General features: G+C 67.8%; 14 protein-coding genes and 1 pseudogene. 7 read left to right on the top strand and 8 right to left on the bottom strand.

The window, feature by feature from the left end:
- Positions 1-238: 238 nt before the first annotated feature.
- From JOE31_RS05835 to JOE31_RS05815, 5 genes are all read left to right on the top strand, one after another.
- Positions 239-1,507, top strand: a complete 1,269-nt coding sequence (locus JOE31_RS05835; protein ID WP_209742560.1) for an ABC transporter substrate-binding protein — start codon at positions 239-241, stop codon at positions 1,505-1,507.
- A gap of 79 nt (positions 1,508-1,586) precedes the next feature.
- Positions 1,587-2,762 carry an acetylxylan esterase gene (locus tag JOE31_RS05830; RefSeq protein WP_307864376.1) on the top strand — a complete coding sequence of 392 codons (1,176 nt, stop codon included), beginning with the start codon at positions 1,587-1,589 and terminating at the stop codon, positions 2,760-2,762.
- A gap of 10 nt (positions 2,763-2,772) precedes the next feature.
- Complete coding sequence (locus JOE31_RS05825) at positions 2,773-4,884, top strand: DUF6807 family protein (protein ID WP_209742559.1); 2,112 nt, start codon at positions 2,773-2,775, stop codon at positions 4,882-4,884.
- Positions 4,881-6,008, top strand: coding sequence for a M24 family metallopeptidase (locus JOE31_RS05820; protein WP_374100811.1), 1,128 nt, complete (start codon positions 4,881-4,883; stop codon positions 6,006-6,008). Before JOE31_RS05825 ends, JOE31_RS05820 begins: the two co-directional genes overlap by 4 nt.
- Positions 6,009-6,380: 372 nt before the next feature.
- Positions 6,381-8,003 carry a SulP family inorganic anion transporter gene (locus JOE31_RS05815; RefSeq protein WP_374100810.1) on the top strand — a complete coding sequence of 541 codons (1,623 nt, stop codon included), beginning with the start codon at positions 6,381-6,383 and terminating at the stop codon, positions 8,001-8,003.
- Between the two features lie 52 nt (positions 8,004-8,055).
- On the opposite strand, the gene JOE31_RS05810 is transcribed toward JOE31_RS05815, so the two are convergent.
- From JOE31_RS05810 to JOE31_RS05785, 6 genes are all read right to left on the bottom strand, one after another.
- A complete protein-coding gene (locus JOE31_RS05810; protein ID WP_245198990.1) occupies positions 8,056-8,289 on the bottom strand; it encodes a hypothetical protein in 234 nt (77 codons plus the stop codon).
- A 206-nt stretch (positions 8,290-8,495) separates the two neighbouring features.
- On the bottom strand, positions 8,496-9,974 hold the full coding sequence (locus JOE31_RS05805; RefSeq protein WP_209742557.1) for an aldehyde dehydrogenase (NADP(+)): 1,479 nt from the start codon (positions 9,972-9,974) through the stop codon (positions 8,496-8,498).
- A complete protein-coding gene (locus JOE31_RS05800) occupies positions 9,971-11,116 on the bottom strand; it encodes a mandelate racemase/muconate lactonizing enzyme family protein (RefSeq protein WP_209742556.1) in 1,146 nt (381 codons plus the stop codon). The genes JOE31_RS05805 and JOE31_RS05800 overlap by 4 nt, the downstream gene beginning before the upstream one ends.
- On the bottom strand, positions 11,116-12,021 hold the full coding sequence (locus JOE31_RS05795) for a 5-dehydro-4-deoxyglucarate dehydratase (protein ID WP_209742555.1): 906 nt from the start codon (positions 12,019-12,021) through the stop codon (positions 11,116-11,118). The genes JOE31_RS05800 and JOE31_RS05795 overlap by 1 nt, the downstream gene beginning before the upstream one ends.
- Positions 12,018-12,986 carry an NAD(P)-dependent oxidoreductase gene (locus JOE31_RS05790; protein ID WP_209742554.1) on the bottom strand — a complete coding sequence of 323 codons (969 nt, stop codon included), beginning with the start codon at positions 12,984-12,986 and terminating at the stop codon, positions 12,018-12,020. The genes JOE31_RS05795 and JOE31_RS05790 overlap by 4 nt, the downstream gene beginning before the upstream one ends.
- A gap of 32 nt (positions 12,987-13,018) precedes the next feature.
- Positions 13,019-14,506, bottom strand: a complete 1,488-nt coding sequence (locus JOE31_RS05785; protein ID WP_209742553.1) for a Gfo/Idh/MocA family oxidoreductase — start codon at positions 14,504-14,506, stop codon at positions 13,019-13,021.
- A 203-nt stretch (positions 14,507-14,709) separates the two neighbouring features.
- On the opposite strand from JOE31_RS05785, the gene JOE31_RS05780 reads away from it, so the two are divergent.
- Positions 14,710-15,732: a LacI family DNA-binding transcriptional regulator gene (locus JOE31_RS05780; RefSeq protein WP_209742552.1), complete on the top strand. Its 1,023-nt coding sequence runs from the start codon at positions 14,710-14,712 to the stop codon at positions 15,730-15,732.
- 86 nt (positions 15,733-15,818) lie between these two features.
- On the opposite strand, the gene JOE31_RS05775 is transcribed toward JOE31_RS05780, so the two are convergent.
- Entirely contained in the window at positions 15,819-16,409 is a 591-nt protein-coding gene (locus JOE31_RS05775; protein WP_209742551.1) for a TetR/AcrR family transcriptional regulator, read from the bottom strand.
- 169 nt (positions 16,410-16,578) lie between these two features.
- On the opposite strand from JOE31_RS05775, the pseudogene JOE31_RS05770 reads away from it, so the two are divergent.
- Positions 16,579-16,806: pseudogene (locus tag JOE31_RS05770) on the top strand (fibronectin type III-like domain-contianing protein); the annotation flags it as partial.
- Positions 16,807-16,901: 95 nt separating this feature from the next.
- Here JOE31_RS05770 and JOE31_RS05765 read toward each other — a convergent pair.
- Positions 16,902-17,609, bottom strand: coding sequence for a FadR/GntR family transcriptional regulator (locus tag JOE31_RS05765; RefSeq protein ID WP_209742550.1), 708 nt, complete (start codon positions 17,607-17,609; stop codon positions 16,902-16,904).
- Between the last annotated feature and the right edge of the window lie 15 nt (positions 17,610-17,624).

Below are 17,624 nucleotides of genomic sequence, written 5' to 3'. Positions count from 1 at the left end.
TATGCACCGCCTTTGTGGCCAATCCGGCCGTTCTGCAGGATCTCCCGCAACGGCCTCTTCCGGCATCTTTCGACGGTGCTGAACAACAGCGGCTTTGTACCAAAGTAAACGTTTTCTTGACTCCTGTATAGCCCTTTGTTAGTTTTTGAGAAAACGCTTTCTGTTACGCGGGTCACTCACCCGCCGTAGCAAACAACTGAGGGGCAGGACAATGAGGTTAGCTCTCAAGAAGTCTGTAATGGGTGTTGCCGGCGCCACGGCTGCACTGGTGCTGGTACTGACAGGCTGCGGCAACAGCCCGCAGGCCGGGAAGGTGGGAACGGCGGAGGACCCGGTCACCATCCGGTTCGCCTGGTGGGGCAACGATTCCCGCGCCAAGACCACCCTGGAAGTGATCAAGGACTTCGAAGCTGCCAACCCCACCATCAAGGTGCAGGGTGAAAACACGGAGTTCAGCTCCTACTGGGACAAGATGGCAACTCAGATCGCCGGCGGAACCACTCCTGACGTGTTCGCCATGAGCGGCGCCTACCCCAGCGAATACGCCAGCCGCGGCGTGCTCCTGGACCTGGACAAGGTGAAAGAGCAGATCGATACTTCCAAGTTCGCCGAGGGAACCGTGGACCTGGGCAAGATCGACGGCAAGCAGTACACCATCACGGCCGGCGTGAATTCGATGTCCATGGTCATCGACCCCCAGGTCTTCGAGGCTGCCGGGGTGCCGCTGCCGAATGACGAAACCTGGACCTGGGAGGACTACGTGGACATCGCCGCGGAGATTGCGAAAAAGTCGCCAGCGGGCACGTTCGGCACCACGCCCATGGCCAATGATTCGTTCCTGGCCGTCTGGGCACGCCAGAACAACGAGTCCCTCTACACGGATGACGGCAAGAAGATGGGTATCAGCGAAGGTACCTTGACCCGCTGGTTTGAACTGAACAAGAAGCTCATGGACACCGGCGGCGCCCCGTCGGCATCCCAGACCGTGGAGGACGGCTCGGCCCAGCCCGAGCTGACCCTCATGGGCCAGGGCAAACAGGCCATGAAGATTTCGTGGAGCAACCAGATGACGTCATATTCGGGTTCCCCGCTGGTCATGATGAAGATGCCCGGTGAAAGCAAGCAGCCGGGAGCCTGGCTGCGTTCCTCCATGGAATACGCCATCTCCTCGAAATCCGCACAGTCCAAGGAAGCCGCACTGTTCATCAACTACCTGGTGAACAACATGGACGCCGCAACCAAGATCAAGAGCGACCGCGGCATGCCCGCCAACACGGATCTGAAGGCCGGCATCACCCCCCTGCTGAAGGAAGGCCAACAGAAGGAGGCAGCGTACCTGGACCGGATCGCGGAGTTGGATGTGGCCCCGCCCAAGCCGTTCCCGGCCGGTTCCTCCGCCACCCTTGAGGTGTTGAACCGCTACAACACCGACGTTTTGTTCGGGAAGATTTCCCCGCAGGACGCTGCGAAGGGCTTCATCGCCGAAGTCAACCAGAACCTGGGGTGAGCATCATCGCCCGGCGTCCCCACCCAACGAACATCGCTTGTCCTCCGGGACAGCACCTCCCTGAACAGTAGGCAGGTCCGTGAACGAAACCATCCAGCCGGTCCGGCCCAGTGCGATCGCCGGTTATGAGGACTGGCCTGACTGGGTCCGGCAGCATCCGCGGCACCAGGCGTCCGGCCCCGCGGCGCAGGAACTTTCCGACGCCCTTGGCGTGCCGGTTCCATCCGCCCCGGAGGACCTGCAGGTCCACCGGGAGGACACGCACGACGGCGTCACCACCTCCCAGCTGAGCTGGCAGTTGGGATTCGGTCCCCGGACTACCGGCTGGCTGGTCCGCCCGGCCGGAAGCACCGGGCCCCTGCCGGGCGTTCTTGCCCTGCACTGCCACGGCGGAAACAAGTTCGGCGGGGCGGACCGGCTCGTGGAACTCCCCCACTCCCACCCCTCCGCCGCGGCGGCCCGCGCGGGCCACTATGACGGGCACGCGCTGGCGACGGACGTGGCGCGGCGGGGCTTCGCGGTCCTGGCACATGACACGTTCGCCTGGGGCAGCCGCCGCTTCGACCTTGCGCATCCGCCGTGGCGGACAGCCTCCGCGTTGGCCGCCCGCAAAGCGCAGTGGCGGGAGGACGGCGTCGAGCCCTCCGAAGCGGACCTCTACAATGCCGCCGCGGGCTTCCACGAGGATACGGTGGCCAAGGCGGCCGGACTGCTTGGCACCAGCCTGGCCGGAATGGCGGCGCACGACGACCTCTCCGCCCTGGAAGTGCTCGCGGGCCTGCCTGGCGTCGACCAGGACCGGCTGGGCTGCCTCGGATTCTCCGGCGGCGGCGGCCGGTCTCTGACGTTGGCCGCCCTGAGCCCCCGCATTCGGACCTACGTGGTGACCTGCATGATGACCACCTTCCAATCCCTTCTGCCCGCCTACCTGGACGCGCATTCCTGGCTACTGCAGACCCCTGGGCTGTGGAAGCTCGGTGACTGGCCGGAACTCACCACCCGGTCCGGCGCCGGCAGCTTCCTGGTCCAGTACGCCCTCGCGGACCCGCTCTTCCCCGAGGCCGGCATGCGGGACGCCCACAACAAGCTGAAGTCACTTCATTCCCCGGGCGCCTACACCGGCAGTTTCTGGCCCGGCTGCCACGTCTTCACCACCCGGATGCAGCAGGAAGCGATCAGTTTCCTGTCGGCAGCCCTGGGCACCGGGGGCCAGCGGCCACAGAACCGTCCCACCTTTCACCCCCTTAGCCTTTGAGGACCACTTCATGACTCAGCAATCCGTCGCCGCGGATTTTGGCAGCCGCACCACTGCTGACTCCGCAGATCCGCCCGCCCGCCCGCGCATCGCCCTGGTGGGCGTGCACGGATTCGGTGAGCGGCACCTGGCCAACCTCGCACGGCTCGAGGAAGCCGGAGCCCTGGAACTGGTGGCCGTAGCGGACCCCGCTCCCCCTGAGCCCGGGAGGCTCTCGGACTCCGTGGCCGTCTTCCGGGACCTGGAACAACTGCTGGGCTCCGGTCCGGCCCCTGACGTGGTCATCCTGGCCACACCCATCCAGACGCATGCTCCGCTTGCCCTTGCGGCGATCGCCGCCGGCGCCGATGTCTACGTGGAGAAACCGCCCATGGCGTCCCTGGCCCAGTTCGACGCCGTGCTTGCCGCGGCGCAGGAGGCCGGCCGGCTGGTCCAGGTGGGCTTCCAGAGCCTGGGCTCCCACGCCCTGCCGGCGCTGGACCGTCTGGTGGGGGCCGGTGAAATCGGCGAGGTGCGCGGAGTCAGCGCCGCCGGCACGTGGGTGCGCACCAAGGGCTATTTCAAGCGATCACGCTGGGCGGGCAAACGCAGCCTGGACGGCACCGATGTGGTGGACGGCGTAGCCACCAATGCCCTGGCGCACGCGGTGGCCACCGGGCTGAAGATCGCCGGCGCGGAACTGGCCCGCGACGTCCTGTCCGTGGAGACGGACCTGTACCGTGCCCACGCGACCGAAAGCGACGACACGTCGGTGATCCGGGTCCGCTCTGCCGGCGGCGCGGTCCTCCTCTGCGCCCTGACCCTGTGTGCCGACGAACAGACCCCGCCCTCCGTCACTGTCCACGGCACACTGGGCCGGGCAGACTTCTTCTACACAGAGGACCGGCTGACCGTTACCACGCCCGACGGCGAGCGCACCGAGACGTTCGGCCGCACCGATCTGCTGGAAAACCTCCTGGCCGCCCGCCGCTCGCCTGGCAGCGCGAGCCAGCTGCTCAGCCCGCTGGCCGGGAACGGCGCCTTCATGACGGTGCTGGAAGCAATCCGGACGGCGGAGCAGCCCCGCGCGATCGGCGCAGCGCATGTGGCCTGGGAAGGTGAAGGCGACGACGCCCACCCCGTGGTCAGCGGAATACGCCAGCTGGTGCGCCGGGCCGCCGCGGCGCAGGCCACCTTCGCAGAGCTCGGCGCGCCGTGGGCACGCGAACTGCCCTCAGCCGGGCCGCAACCGGCATTCACGGTGAACGGGGCTGTGGTGGCGAGGCCGGCAGACGGCAGCCGGATAACGCCCACGTCATCGCCCCGGCCCTACCTCCATCCCGTCAGCACCCTGGCCGGCACCGTGGTGACCGATCATCTCCCCGAGGACCACCTGTGGCACCTTGGGGCGGGGGTTGCCATCCAGGACGTGGACGGCGTCAATTTCTGGGGCGGCCGCACCTACACCCGCGACGCCGGGGCCTACATCTGGCGGAAGGACCATGGCCGGATCGTCACCCTCGCGGTGGAAGACGGCGCCCGCGGAGACTCGCGGACCGAAACCCTGAGCTGGCTGGCACCGGCGGGCTCCGCCGGGCCGGGGGTTCCCCTCCTCAGCGAACGCCGGACGTGGAGCTGGGCCGCCGTCGGCTCCTCCACGTGGCAGCTCACGCTGGACTTCACCCTGACGCCGTCCGGACCGGCCCCGGTCACGCTGGGCAGCCCGGGCTCGAACGGCCGGCCGCAGGGCGGGTACGGGGGCTTCTTCTGGCGCCTTCCCGCCGTCGACGGCGCAAAGGTGTGGACAGCGTCCGCGGAAGGGGAAGACGCCGTCCACGGCGCCGTCCCCTCCACTGCGGCGCCGTGGCTGGCGTGGTCCGGAAATTTCCGGAACGGAGAGCCCGACGGCGGCCCGGCCACCCTCGTCTTCCTGCCCCGGCCGGAGCCCGGGCAACCCTGCGATCCCTGGTTTGTCCGCGCAGCGGGCTATCCCGGCGTCGGGCTGTCCCTGGCCTGGGAGCAGCCGGCAACAGCCCGCCACGCCAGCCCGCTGCACCGCACCGTCACCGTCCTGGTGGCCGACGGCCTCCTGTCCACCAGCGATATCGAACAGCTCATCACCACTTTGGGGGAATACAAATGAACACTGCCACCCACCAGGCACAGCAGGTACCGCAGGCGTCCGCCGGGACGTCCATGACGACACCGTGGAACCTCTCCGACCGGGCCGTGAAGCGGCGGCGGGTCCTGGACATCCTGGATGCCGCGGGCCGGGACTCGCTGCTCCTGACCACCAACACGGCGCTGACCTGGTACCTGGACGGGAGCCGGATGCACATCAGCCTCGCCGGCGACCCCGTCGCGGCCATGCTGGTTGACCGCGACGGCGATCATCTGGTCACCTTCAACAACGAGGCCGCCCGGATCGCGGCGGAGGAACTGCCCGACGGCGTGGACCTCCACACGGTGCCCTGGCACGGGCAGTTGCATTCCGCCGCAGCCACGCTCGCCCCCGACGGAAGGCCCCTCGCGGAGGCTGATGTGGCCGCAGAGCTGAGGACTGCCCGCCAGCCGTTCCTGCCCGGGGAGAGCGCACGGTACGCCCGGCTGTGCGCCGACGCCGCTGCCGCGATGACAGACGTCCTTTCCGGCACCACGCCGGAAACCACCGAGTTCGCTGTGGCCTCCGCCCTGGCTGCACGGATCGTGGCGATGGGGGCCGAGCCGCTGGTGCTCCTGTGCAACGGCGCCGGACGCACCGGGTTCCGGCACCCGCTGCCCACGCACGCGCCGATCGGCCGGCGGGCCATGGCAGTGGTGTGTGCGCGGCGCAACGGGCTGGTGGCCAACGTGACCCGCTGGGTGCGGTTCGACGCCGGAACCCCGGGCGAGCTCGAAGCGGAAGCCCGGATCGCGGCGGTAGAAGCGGACATTTTCGACGCCACTATTCCCGGTGCACGGCTGGACGGCATCTTCGCTGAAATCCAGGAAGCCTACCTCCGCCACGGCTTCGGCGCAGACCAGTGGACCCTCCACCATCAAGGCGGTCCGGCCGGCTATGCGGGCCGTGACCCCCGGGCGACGCCCGGCACCGACGACGCCGTGGTCCTCAACCAGACCTTCACCTGGAATCCTTCCGGTCCCGGAGTGAAGATCGAGGACACGGTTCAGCTCACCGAGTCGGGGATTAGCGTCCTCAGCGTGGACCCGCGCTGGCCGGCCGCGGTCGTGAACGGCATCCGGCGGCCGCTGACCCTGGAGCTGTGAGCGCTCGCTTCCCAGCACCGGCACACGATGGAATGAGCGCCAAACTGCTGCCGCAACACGGCGTCACTGGTATAGACCGGCAGGCCGTTTCGAGGGAAAAGCAGGGGATATTTTTCCGCCCGGGGGCCGATTAGGTGCCCCATCGATTGGATTTGACTTGAAAACCGAGTCCCGTTCGGTGGGGCCCCGCCGCCTCCCCGCAGCGGGCAAACGGGTGGCGCGACAATCCGCCGCGGGGGCAATGTTGAGCCTCCGTTACGCAGCCCGGAGCGAGTTCCGGGCGTGTTCTTTCTCACGATCGGTTCCCTTGCGGGCTGAACTGGAGCGTCAATAGCGTGGCACGGGACCGCGACGTACCAGCGAAGGACTGCAATGCCATCAGCACCCGCCAAGACGGACCCGCCCGCCCCGCCCAGGACCGCCCCACCCGGCCGCAATCCCGCTGAGAAGGATCCCGGGAGCCTCCGGGCATTCCTGACCACCGGGATCCGCTGGGACCTGCCGGCATCGCTGGTGGTGTTCCTGGTGGCCGTCCCGCTGTCGCTGGGAATCGCGGCCGCCTCCGGCGCCCCGGTCATGGCCGGCCTGATCGCCGCCGCCGTGGGCGGGATCGTCGCCGGCAGCCTGGGTGGTTCCCCGCTGCAGGTCAGTGGACCCGCCGCCGGACTGACAGTGATCGTTGCCGGCCTGATCGAACAGTTCGGCTGGCCCGTCACCTGCGCCATCACCGTGGCAGCCGGTGTGCTCCAGGCACTACTCGGCCTGGCACGGGTGGGCCGCGTTGCGCTGGCCATCGCACCGGTGGTGGTCCATGCCATGCTCGCCGGCATCGGCATCACCATCGTGCTGCAGCAGCTTCACGTGATGCTCGGCGCCGAGTCGGCCAGCGAGGCCTGGGAGAACATCATGGCCATGCCGGGCAGCTTCCTTGCCGTCGACATCGCCGCCGCAGTGCTTGGGGCCGTGGTCATCGCCCTGCTGCTCGGCTGGAAGCACCTTCCTCCCGCTGTCCGCCGGGTCCCCGGGCCCCTTGTCGCTGTCATCGCGGCCACCGCCCTCTCCTTGCCCTTCAACGTGGACCGGATCACCTTCGACGGCTCCCTGCTGGGCGCGCTTGCCTTTCCCGAGCTGCCCGACGGGAACTGGACCGCGGTGGTCCTGGGCGTGGTGACCATCGCGCTGATCGCCAGTGTGGAATCCCTGCTCTCGGCCGTGGCCGTGGACAAGATGCACCATGGCCGGCGAACGGACTTCAACCGCGAGCTCCTGGGGCAGGGTGCGGCCAATGTGACCTCCGGGATGCTGGGAGGCCTGCCCGTGACCGGCGTGATCGTCCGGAGCGCCACCAACATTGAGGCCGGTGCCCGGACACGCAAGTCCGCAATCCTCCACGGTGTCTGGGTGCTGGTCTTCTCACTGCTGCTGGCGGGCCTGATCCAGCTCATTCCGCAGGCCGTCCTCGCGGGGCTGCTCATCGTGATCGGTTCCCGACTGGTCCGGGCGGCCGACATCAGGACGGCACGGCGGACCGGCGACCTGACCGTCTACGGTGTGACCCTGTTCTGCGTGGTGTTCGTCAACCTGCTCGTGGGAGTCTTGACCGGCCTGGTCCTGGCCGTGGCACTGGTTCTCTGGCGGGTGGCGCGGGCCAGCATCCACGCTGAACCGGCGGGCACCGGCGACGGGAACCGCTGGCGCGTGGTGATCGACGGCTCATGCAGTTTCCTCTCGCTCCCGCGGCTGAGCGCCGTGCTGGCCTCGGTTCCGGCCGGAGCGCACGTCACGGTGGAGCTGGAGGTGGACTTCCTGGACCATCCCGTACACGACACCCTTGATGCCTGGCGCAACCGGCACGTGGGCAACGGCGGCACGGTGGTTATCGAGGAAAGCGGCACGGCCACGCTCCACGACGCACAGGCCGGCCCGCCGAGCCGCGGCAGTTCACGCTCCGCCCTTCGGACCCCGCTGCGGAGCGATAACCGCGCTGCGGGCTGATCCGGACGGGGCGGCAGCTTCTCCTCGGCCTGACGCAGCGTTCTTTTGCGCCTCAGGCCGAGGAGAACCATACGACGTGCGGTTCCCGCCGGGACACCCGAGGGGCAATGGCATGTTCCCCACGGACCGCCCGGTCAACGTGGACAGCCTCGGGCCGGGCCGCTTCAACCGCGACGCGCTTTTCGACCCTGACGATGTCCAGCGCCTCCACGTCCAGCAGCTTGCGCGCCCCCGTTCGGGAATCGACGATCCAGAACAGATCCGTGGATGGAATTGTTTCCGTCACGCTCCCCCGGTGGAACAACCGGCCCTTGTGCCAGGCCTCGATTTCCTCCCCGACTGCCAAATCCGAACACGTCCGGATGGTTGAATTCCCGCTTGCTTCCACTGTGTGCCTCCCCTGGCGATGCTCCTGGGAACAGCTTCCCCCAGCAAGATTGCGGCAACGTTTCCGGGCGGTGATCTTCCTGTGTCGCCTGCCCGTGAACTGACCTAATGAACTGTGGGCAGCACCAGGACGCCGTCCACACGCCGCGGGATTCCCAACGGATTGGCTTCCCGGAGGGCGGGATGCAGCACGGCTTCGGGAGCGTCCTGGTAGGCCACCGGGCGCTGGAAGCGGCGCACCGCCGTCGCCCCCACCGAGGTGAACAGCGAGGTGGTGGCCGGGTAGGGGCCGCCGTGCTGCTGGGCCCAGTTCACCGCGACACCGGTGGGCCAGCCGTCGAACAGCACCCGGCCGGCGAGGCCGGACAACTGTTCCACCAGCTCCGCCACGTCCTCGCCCGGCTGCGCGTGGACAGTGGCGGTCAGGCTGCCGGGTACCAGCGCAAGTGCTTCGGCCAGCTCCTTGTTGCCGGAGTATTCGATCAGCAGCGTGGTGGGGCCGAAGCACTCCTCCAGCAGTTCCGCCGGGCGCTCCAGGACGTTAGCGGCAGTGGTCCTGAAGATCACCGGGGCCGCGCCGTTCGCTGTTGCGTCCTGGTCAACCGAACCGCTGACCACCTGCACGGCGGGCCGGCCCGACGCATCCGTCAGTGCGGCCACCGCCCGGAGGCCGTCCGGGTAGGCATCGGCGATCCGCTCGGTCAGCATCGGGGCGGCCCCCTTTTCCTTGGCCGCCTCCGCGAGCAGCGCCGGGAAGTCGGTGCCGGCGGGGATGAACACCAGCCCCGGCTTGGTGCAGAACTGTCCGGCGCCGAGCGTGAAGGAGCCCGCCAAACCTGCAGCCAGATCACCGGCACGGGCCTTCAGTGCCTCGGCCGTGACCACCACGGGGTTGAGGCTGCCGAGTTCGCCGTAGAACGGAATGGGTTCGGGCCGGGAGACCGCAAGGTCGAACAACGCCCGGCCGCCGGGAATGGACCCGGTGAAGCCCACGGCCTTGATGGCGGGATCCTGCACCAGCGCGGTGCCGGCGTCCCGTCCGCTGACCAGCGCAAACAGGCCGTCGGGAGCGCCGGCCGCGGCCAGCGCATCCGTGACGATTTCCGCCGTCCGTTCGGAGAGCCTGAGGTGGCCGGAGTGCGCCTTCACAACGACTGAGCAGCCGACGGCGAGCGCCGACGCCGTGTCGCCGCCCGCCACCGAGAACGCGAACGGGAAGTTCGACGCCGAGAAGACAGCCACCGGGCCGACCGGCTTCAGCAGCCGCCGCAGGTCAGGCTTGGGCGGAGTGGACGACGGGTCGGCGTGGTCGATGACAGCTTCAAGGTAGGAGCCTTCGGTGATCACCGTGGCGAAAAGCCGCAGCTGCCCGGAAGTGCGGGCCACTTCCCCGGTGAGCCGCGCGGTGCCCAGCCGGGTCTCCTCGTCGGCAAGGGCCACCAGTTCCGTCACGTTGGCGTCCAGCGCATCGGCGACGGCGTTCAGCCAGGCGGCCCGTTCGACGTCGGACGCGGCTGCGGCGGTTTTGGCCGCCCGGGTGGCGGCGGCCGTTAGGGCGGTGAGTTCGAGGGTTGCTGTTGTCACAGTGAATTCCTGTTCTGGTGATCGGCGGATGCCCCGGAGAAGGCGAACCCCAGCCCCGGCCTGCCGGCGAGGGTGAGCCGGCTGTCACGGACCTGTACGGGTGAGGGAGCGTCCAGCACGCCAAGTTGTTCGAAGGAGGCGTCCTCGACGTCCTCCACCATGGTGGGTTCGGCCATCGTCAGCGCGAGCTGGCCGGAGAGTTCCGGCAGCAGGTGCGGCATGACCCTGATGCTGTGCGTGCGGGCGAGTTCCACGATGCGGCGGAACGGGGTGATGCCGCCGACGCGGATGATGTTGGGCTGGATGATGTCCACCGCTCCCGCCTCGATGAAGTCACGGAAGCGGTAGATGTTGTGCAGGTTCTCGCCCAGCGCGATGGGTACCGGCGAGTGCTGGCGCAGCCTGCGGTAGGCCCAGAGGTCATCAGCCCGGAGGGGTTCTTCCAGCCATTCGAGGCCGAACTCGCCCAGCACCTCCAGGGCACGGAACGTGGCGGGCAGGTCCCAGCGCTGGTTGGCGTCGATCATCAGCTTCCGGTGCGGGCCCAGGACCTTACGGACAGCGGCCACGCGTTCCATGTCTTCCCGGATGTCCGGCTTGCCCACCTTGATCTTGACGGCGTTGTGCCCGGCAGCCACCCAGCGTTCCACCTGGGCCACGAGCTCCCCGATGGAGTAGTGCAGGTTCACGCCGGAACCGTACACCTCCACGGAATCCTGCCGCTGGCCCAGCAGCCGGGTGACCGAGGTTCCGGCGCGGCGGGCCTGCAGGTCCCACAGGGCAAGGTCCGCCCCGGCCATGGCGATGGTGGTCAGTCCCCCGCCGCCGGCTTCGTGCAGCCGCTTCCACAGCTGGTCCCACACGCTCTCGGGGTTCGCTTCGAGCCCGGTGATGAAAGGCGCGACGTCGAAGTCCAGGAGCGCCTGGACCGCCTGCGGGCCGATGGTGGGAGTCCAGGAAAACCCGTGACCCGTGCCGCCGTCGTCCGTCCGGACTTCGGTGACGATCACATGGTTTTCCGGTGCCTCCGCACCCCAGCTCCGCAGGAGCGGAACAGTCAGCAGGCGGCTCGAGAGCCCGGTGATCCGGGGCAGCGTCCGCACCGCTGCGGCGACCGGCGCTTCGGCAACTGGCGAGCCCATTAGCGGCCGGCCAGCTCGTAGCCCTTGGCCAGGATGGACTTGAGCTGGACGAGCTGTTCCTCGGTGGGGTCAACCAGCGGAGCCCGCACCGGTCCGACCGGCAGCCCGCCCAGGCGCAGCCCGGCCTTGATCAGGGAAACGCCGAAACCCGGGGTCTGGTCGCGGAGCCTCACCAGCGGCGCGTAGAAACCGTCCAGCAGCGCGTGCCGGCGGTCCTCGTCCCCGGAGATGTAGGCGTCGTAATAGGCCTTGGCGATTTCCGGGGCCATGGCGAACGCGGCCGAGGAGTAGAGCGGGATCCCAAGGCCGCGGTAGGCGCCCTGGGTCAGCTCCGCGGTGAGCAGGCCGTTGAAGAGCAGGAAGTCCGTGCGTCCGCTGGCGTTGATGGCGCTGACAATCTCCTGGGCCAGGCCAACGTCGCCCAGCCCGTCCTTGAAGCCGATCACCTTGGGGTTGGCGGCCAGCCGTGACATGGAGGCCGCCGTGTATTTGGCGTTCCCGCGGTGGTAGACGATCACCGGCAGGCTGCTGGCCGCGGCCACCGCCTCAATGTACGCCACCAGGCCGTCGGTGGGGCCGGTCACGAGATACGGCGGCAGGACCAGCAGGGCGTCGGCGCCCGCTTCCTCGGCGATGCGGGCGGCTTCAAGCGCGTGGCCCAGCGGCCCGCCGGCACCGGCAACCACCGGCACCTGGCCGGCCACGGCTTCGACGGCGGCGGTCACCACGGTGCGCACCTCGTCGATGCTCAGCGCATGGAACTCGCCGGTGCCGCAGGCCGGGAACACGCCGCCCGGTCCGTGCGGGAGACGCGAGGTGATGTGTTCCTTGAGGAGGTCCACATCAACTGTCCCTTCCGGTGTGAAGGGTGTGACGGGGAAGAACAGTACGCCGTCGAATTTCATGGGGTCTCCTTTGATCCTGTGCCGGCCGCGACCAGCACGGCGGGGGTCTCGTCATTGAGGGCGGTTTCAGTCTTCAGTTCGGTCCGCCAGCTGCGTTTGGGTTCCCAGCCGAGCAGTTCACGGGCCTTGGTGATCGAGAATGCCGGGCTGTTACCCCTGAGCCCGGCGGCAAGCTCCGAGCTGCCGGGCAGGAACCGGGGCATGAGCTCCGCAAGCGGTGCGGTGGCCAGCGCGTCGGCTGCCCCCACGAAGAAGGTCTGTCCGTTGGGGATGCTGTCCATCTTGGCCAGCAGCAGGTCCAGGAAGTCCGCCACGTCCCGCGCATCCACGTAGTTGAAGAGTGCGGGTGCGGACAACGCCGGATCATCCAGCCGTTCACGGACGGTGTGGCCCTGCTGGGTGGGCGCGCCCGCCCATTCTTCCGGCGAGATCACATAGCAGGGGCGGAACGCCGCGTAGCGGATGGCATCACCCTGCGCCGCGGCGAACATCTGCACGGTCTGTTCGGCGATGAGTTTGGACAGTGCATAGGCGTTCCAGGGTTTTGGTGTGGTGCGCTCGTCCACCGGGAAGCTCTCCGGGAGCCAGCCCGCGGGCGAGCCGTAGCCCAGTACCGTGGGGCTGCTTGCCGTGACGATCCTGCCGATGCGCAGTTCCGTCGCCGCGCTGATGACGGCGTACGCCAGCCTGGTGTTGGTGCTGAAGATGACGTCTTCCGGCGCACTGAACGGCACGGCGATCGCCGCAAGGTGGACGACGGCGTCGGGCGCTGTTTCGCGCAGGAGGCGTTCCGCCTCCCCCGGCGCCAGGAGGTCGGCAGTGCGCTGCTCGACGCCGTCGGGCAGCTGGGCGGCGGGAACAGCGTCGCGGTCCACGGAAATGACGTGGTGGCCTGCGGCGGCGAGGCCGGCGACAACACTGCGCCCCAGCCGGCCGGAGCCGCCGGTGACAAAAATCCTGCTCATGGTGGTGATTCCTTTAGGTTGTCGGCCGCTGGCTAGGCGCCGCGGCGTAGGTCTGCGCCGAGGTCAAGATCCTGGATGCGGACCGGGAGGGAAGATTCCAGCGAACGGTTGCCCGCGATGCCGACCGAAACGGAGCGAAGTCCGTCCAGGTAGCCGGAGGGGCGTCCCAGCGGGTCCTCGCCGGGACCGTTGAACAGATCGGACAGGAGGAGCTCATCGCCCCCGCCGTGGCCGCCCTCGCCGTTGACGATGGGCACCTCGTAGGCCGCCTCCCAGTGCCGCTGGACCACCAGGCGTTCACCGTTGCGGCGCACCGCGTCCTCTTCCTCGACGGGCGTCGCGGAGGGGTCCACCACGGTCTTCTTGTCCGTGCTGTGCAGGACAGCGGCGCGTTCCACCACTTCAAGTTCCGCCCGGCCCTCGGTGCCGTTGACGGCCACGCGGTAGCCTTCCCAGGGGCTGTGGGCGTTGAGCGAGTAGCTGAGGACGGGGCCGCCGTGGTAGTCCACCACGAGGGCGAGGTTGTCCTCGATGGTGATGCCGGCCGTGAAGACGTCCTGGTCGCGGCGGTAGCCGTCGAAGTGTTCGTTGTCCAGGAAGAGTGCCTTGAGGCGTTCGTCTTCGCGCAGGTCCAGCGCGAACGGGTCCTTTTCTGCCGAGCCTGTTACGGCGGCGGAAGCACCGGCGTCGGGCGTTCCGCGTTCCGGGCGCGGGCCCAGGCCGCGCTCGGCGGCGTTCTTGTCGCCGTAGAACTTGAGGCCGCCCGAGGCGAAAACACGCTCCGGGACGTCGTCGATCCACCAGTTGACCAGGTCGAAGTGGTGGGACGCCTTGTGGATCAGCAGCCCGCCGGAGTTCTTCTTCTCACGGTGCCAGCGGCGGAAGTAGTCGGCCCCGTGGACGGTGTCCAGAACCCAGCTGAAGTCGATGGAGGTGACCTTGCCGATCACGCCGCTCTGGATAATTTCCTTCAGGGCGCTGTTGCGCGGCGAGTAGCGGTAGTTGAAGGTCACCACCACATTGCGGCCGGTTTCTTCGACGGCTCTGGTGATCCGGCGGCAGCCTTCGGCATCGATGGTCAGCGGCTTTTCCACCACCACGTCGGCACCGGCTTCCAGGCCTTCCACAATGTAGTCGGCGTGGGTGTAGTCCGGCGTGGTCACCACAACGCGGTCAATGTCGTTGTCCCGGATGAACGCGGTCAGGTCGGCGGGATCAAACGCTGCGACGGGTCCGGGAGCCCCGAGTTCCTGGATGAGCTTCTGGTAGAACTCCACGCGGCCGGGGTTGACGTCGGAGAAAGCCACCAGTTCGGCGGTGTCCGAGTGCTTGCCGAAGATCGCGCGGATGTACATTTCGGACCGGCCACCCGTGCCGATCAGGACGATCCGCGCTTTGCGGACCGGTTTGGAGGGGGCTGCGCCGGCGGGATGGACAGCGTTGGCGGGGGCGGCGGCAGCGGCAGTGCTGGCCACGGCAGCACTGCTGCCCGGATTGACGGTGTTGGCTGTGGTGCCCATTGCGGTGTAACCCTTTCGGAAGGCAGGAAATCCGGCCGCTTGACGGCCGGTGGCGGTGCGGTGAGAATTATGAGAAAGCGTTTTCTCGGAACGTTATAAGCTTTGTATCAAGACTCTGGCGGTCACGTCAACCATCGCCCCGAACGGGAATGCCCGTAGCGGAAGACGGCGAAGGAGTCGGAGAAGCCCGGAAAGGGGCCACTTTGGGCAGGAGAGCCACCACCCGGCGAATCGGCATTGCCGATGTCGCCCTCAAGGCCGGCGTCTCGCACGCGACCGTTTCGCGTGTGATGAACGGCAACTTCACTGTTGACCCCGCCATCGCCGAGCGCGTCAGGGCTGCAGCCACCGAACTGAACTATCAGCCGAACCCGGTGGGCCGCAGCCTGGCGCTGGGAAAGACGGACACCATCGGCATCGTGGTGCCGGACCTCTCCAACCCCACCTTCCAGGCCATCCTCCGCGGCCTCAGCATGGCCGCCGCCCAGGATGGCTACCGGGTCCTCATCGCCGACTCCTCCGAAGTGTCCAGCGAGGAGGCCATCCTCGCCGGCGAGGCCCGCCGGCGTTGCGACGGCCTGGTGCTCTGTGCGCCGCGCATGGGCGACGCCGAGCTGGAAGAGCTCGCGCCGTCACTCCAGCCCATGGTGCTGATCAACCGCACCACCGTGGACACGCACACGCCCAGCCTGATGGTGGACTACGGCCAGGGCATCCAGGAACTGGCCGAACACCTTGTGGACTTGGGCCACACGCGCCTCGCCTTCCTGGCCGGACCGGCCCGGAGCGCGTCGAACGGCCTGCGCCTCGTAGGACTGGAAAAGTTCACAGCCGCCCACCCGGAGATTGACCTCACAATGCTCGACGGCGGCTCCACCTTCGAGGTAGGGCACCAGTCGGTGGATGCCGTCCTTGCCAGCGGAGCCACCGGCGTCCTGGCCTTCAACGACCTCGTGGCCATGGGCCTGCTGAGCGGGCTCCATGAGCGCGGTGTCAGGGTCCCGGAGGACATCTCCGTCACCGGCTTCGACGACATCCCCTTTGCCCGCTACACCACCCCCACGCTCACCACGGCGGCGGTGCCCATCACCGAACTGGGCCAGCAGGCGTGGCACCGGATGCGGGACCTGATCCGCCACATCCCCTCCGACGCAGTCGCCGAAGGACCCACGGTGTTCCAGCCTAGGCTCGAAGTCCGCGGCAGCACGGGCGCGGCGAAGGGCTAGCCCCGTCCCGGGAGAGTTTTTGTCCAGATAATGGCACCTGGGACCCCTTTTGGGGCCATTATCTGGACAAAAACTCTCAGCCGGACCTAGGCCACGGGTGGAGCCAGGAGGACATCAATCAGCTGAGTCAGGCCGTCCGCCATGTCCACATTCTTGTCATAAAGCCACTGCAACTGCAGGCCGTCAAAGGCGGCCACCACCAGCCGCGCCAGCTTCTGCGCGGGCACGTCGCGGCGCACTTCACCGGCCTCCTGGCGTCGGCCAATGTCTTCGGCCAGCTCCGCCACCACCTGGGCGTAGCGCTCCTGGAAATAGGAGTGGGAATCATGTCCCGGATCATTCGCCGTCGCTGATGCCACGGCATAGAGCGTGGTGAGCCCCGGCTCCCTGCGGTTGCGCTCAGCGATCGGCGCCATCAGCCTCAGGCCCACTTCCGTGTCTTCACCGGCGGCCAGGCTCCGGCGGTCCCGTTCGGCGAGCACAGCCGTCAGCAGTTCCTGCTTGCCGCGAAAGTAATGGAACAGGGTGGCTTCCTTCACCCCCACCAGCTCGGCCACGCGTTTGAGCGCCGTGCCCTCGAAGCCTTCTGTTGCAAAAACATCCGTGGCCGTCTGGATTATCTGTTCGCGGCGTTCCGCTCCCTTGGCGTACTGGCCGCGTGGCTTCGACGTTGACATTGAGTCAGTGTATTTCACTTCTTTCCACAAAAATCTAGTCAGACTTGGTTTTTGTCGCTACCATCATTGTCAGGACCCAATGGAGGGTCACTTTTCGTCAGGAGGCAATGTGGCCGTCAAGACCATTCCCCAGGATTCCGCTGCTTCTCCGGCCAGCGGAACCCCGGGGTACCTCGACCGCGCGGACTCTGCCGTGGAACGCCCGGTCCGCTGGCTCGCCGGCTACGCCGGAACACACCTGGCACCGGCAGGCACGGAAAGCGTCGAGGTACACATCCCGGCAAAAGCCTTCGCGCATTACGACGGCGGCTGGCAGTTCGAGCAGGGCACGTTCCGCCTGCTGGTGGGCCGCCACGCGGCTGACGGTTTCCAGGTTTTGGAGATCGAACTGCGCTGACGCCCCCACGCCCCATCCTTCCCTTCCGAGTTTTTGTCCAGATAACGTGAGATAAACAGGCCTTTGGGCACGTTATCTGGACAAAAACTCCAGGGCTAAGGCCGGGCCGGGTCCGAATCTTTCGGATCCAGCCCGGCCTCTTTGTAGTACCCCTCGATATGGGCTGCCACGAGCCCGGCCGCCCTGCCGCCGTCGTGGTGGTTAATGGCCGCCAGGATCTCACGGTGTTCGGTGCGGAGACGGGCGGCGGTGGCATCCCAGTCGGGAAGGTTTGCCGTCAGCCTGCCGGCGTAGCTTTGGATCGCTTCCCGCAGGGAGCCCATCATGGCGCTGACCACGGCGTTGCCGGCAGCTTCGGCGAGGGCCAGATGGAAGCGGACGTCGAGGGCCAGGAATTCGTCGGTGTCCGGGCAGGCCTCCATCTTTTCCAGCAGTTCGGCGGCCTCTGCCAGCGCCGGGGAGTCCGTGCGGGCCCGGGCAACGGCCCAGGATTCGAGCAGGACTCGGGTCTGCACGATATCCGCCACGGGCAGGTGCGAGGTGGCGACGTGGAGTCGCAGCGCCGAGCCGAGCGCCGCCGTCGGGTCTGCGATAACCACCGTGCCGGCGTCAGGACCGGATCCCACGCCGGCGCGGACAACCCCCATGGCTTCCAGGACCCGGATCGCTTCACGGACTGATGTCCGTGAGACCTGCAGCTGTTCGGCCAGCATCCGCTCCGCCGGCAGCCGGCCACCCAGTGCCAGTTCGCCGCTGGAAAGCTGGTTCTCGATCCACTGCAGGACCAATTGATGGGTACGCATGGGCCAATGGTACTT

The organism is Arthrobacter sp. PvP023 (genome assembly GCF_017832975.1).
In the GTDB taxonomy this organism is placed as follows: Bacteria; Actinomycetota; Actinomycetes; order Actinomycetales; family Micrococcaceae; genus Arthrobacter.
This window is presented reverse-complemented; position numbering and strand designations above follow the sequence as displayed.

Bases quoted from the DNA above. Each gene is read 5' to 3' on its own strand.
- JOE31_RS05775 (WP_209742551.1), bottom strand. From the start codon at position 16,409: ATGTCAACGTCGAAGCCACGCGGCCAGTACGCCAAGGGAGCGGAACGC.
- JOE31_RS05795 (WP_209742555.1), bottom strand. From the start codon at position 12,021: ATGAAATTCGACGGCGTACTGTTCTTCCCCGTCACACCCTTCACACCG.
- JOE31_RS05835 (WP_209742560.1), top strand. From the start codon at position 239: ATGGGTGTTGCCGGCGCCACGGCTGCACTGGTGCTGGTACTGACAGGC.
- JOE31_RS05820 (WP_374100811.1), top strand. From the start codon at position 4,881: ATGAACACTGCCACCCACCAGGCACAGCAGGTACCGCAGGCGTCCGCC.
- JOE31_RS05785 (WP_209742553.1), bottom strand. From the start codon at position 14,506: ATGGGCACCACAGCCAACACCGTCAATCCGGGCAGCAGTGCTGCCGTG.
- JOE31_RS05815 (WP_374100810.1), top strand. From the start codon at position 6,381: ATGCCATCAGCACCCGCCAAGACGGACCCGCCCGCCCCGCCCAGGACC.
- JOE31_RS05765 (WP_209742550.1), bottom strand. From the start codon at position 17,609: ATGCGTACCCATCAATTGGTCCTGCAGTGGATCGAGAACCAGCTTTCC.
- JOE31_RS05825 (WP_209742559.1), top strand. From the start codon at position 2,773: ATGACTCAGCAATCCGTCGCCGCGGATTTTGGCAGCCGCACCACTGCT.
- JOE31_RS05800 (WP_209742556.1), bottom strand. From the start codon at position 11,116: ATGGGCTCGCCAGTTGCCGAAGCGCCGGTCGCCGCAGCGGTGCGGACG.
- JOE31_RS05790 (WP_209742554.1), bottom strand. From the start codon at position 12,986: ATGAGCAGGATTTTTGTCACCGGCGGCTCCGGCCGGCTGGGGCGCAGT.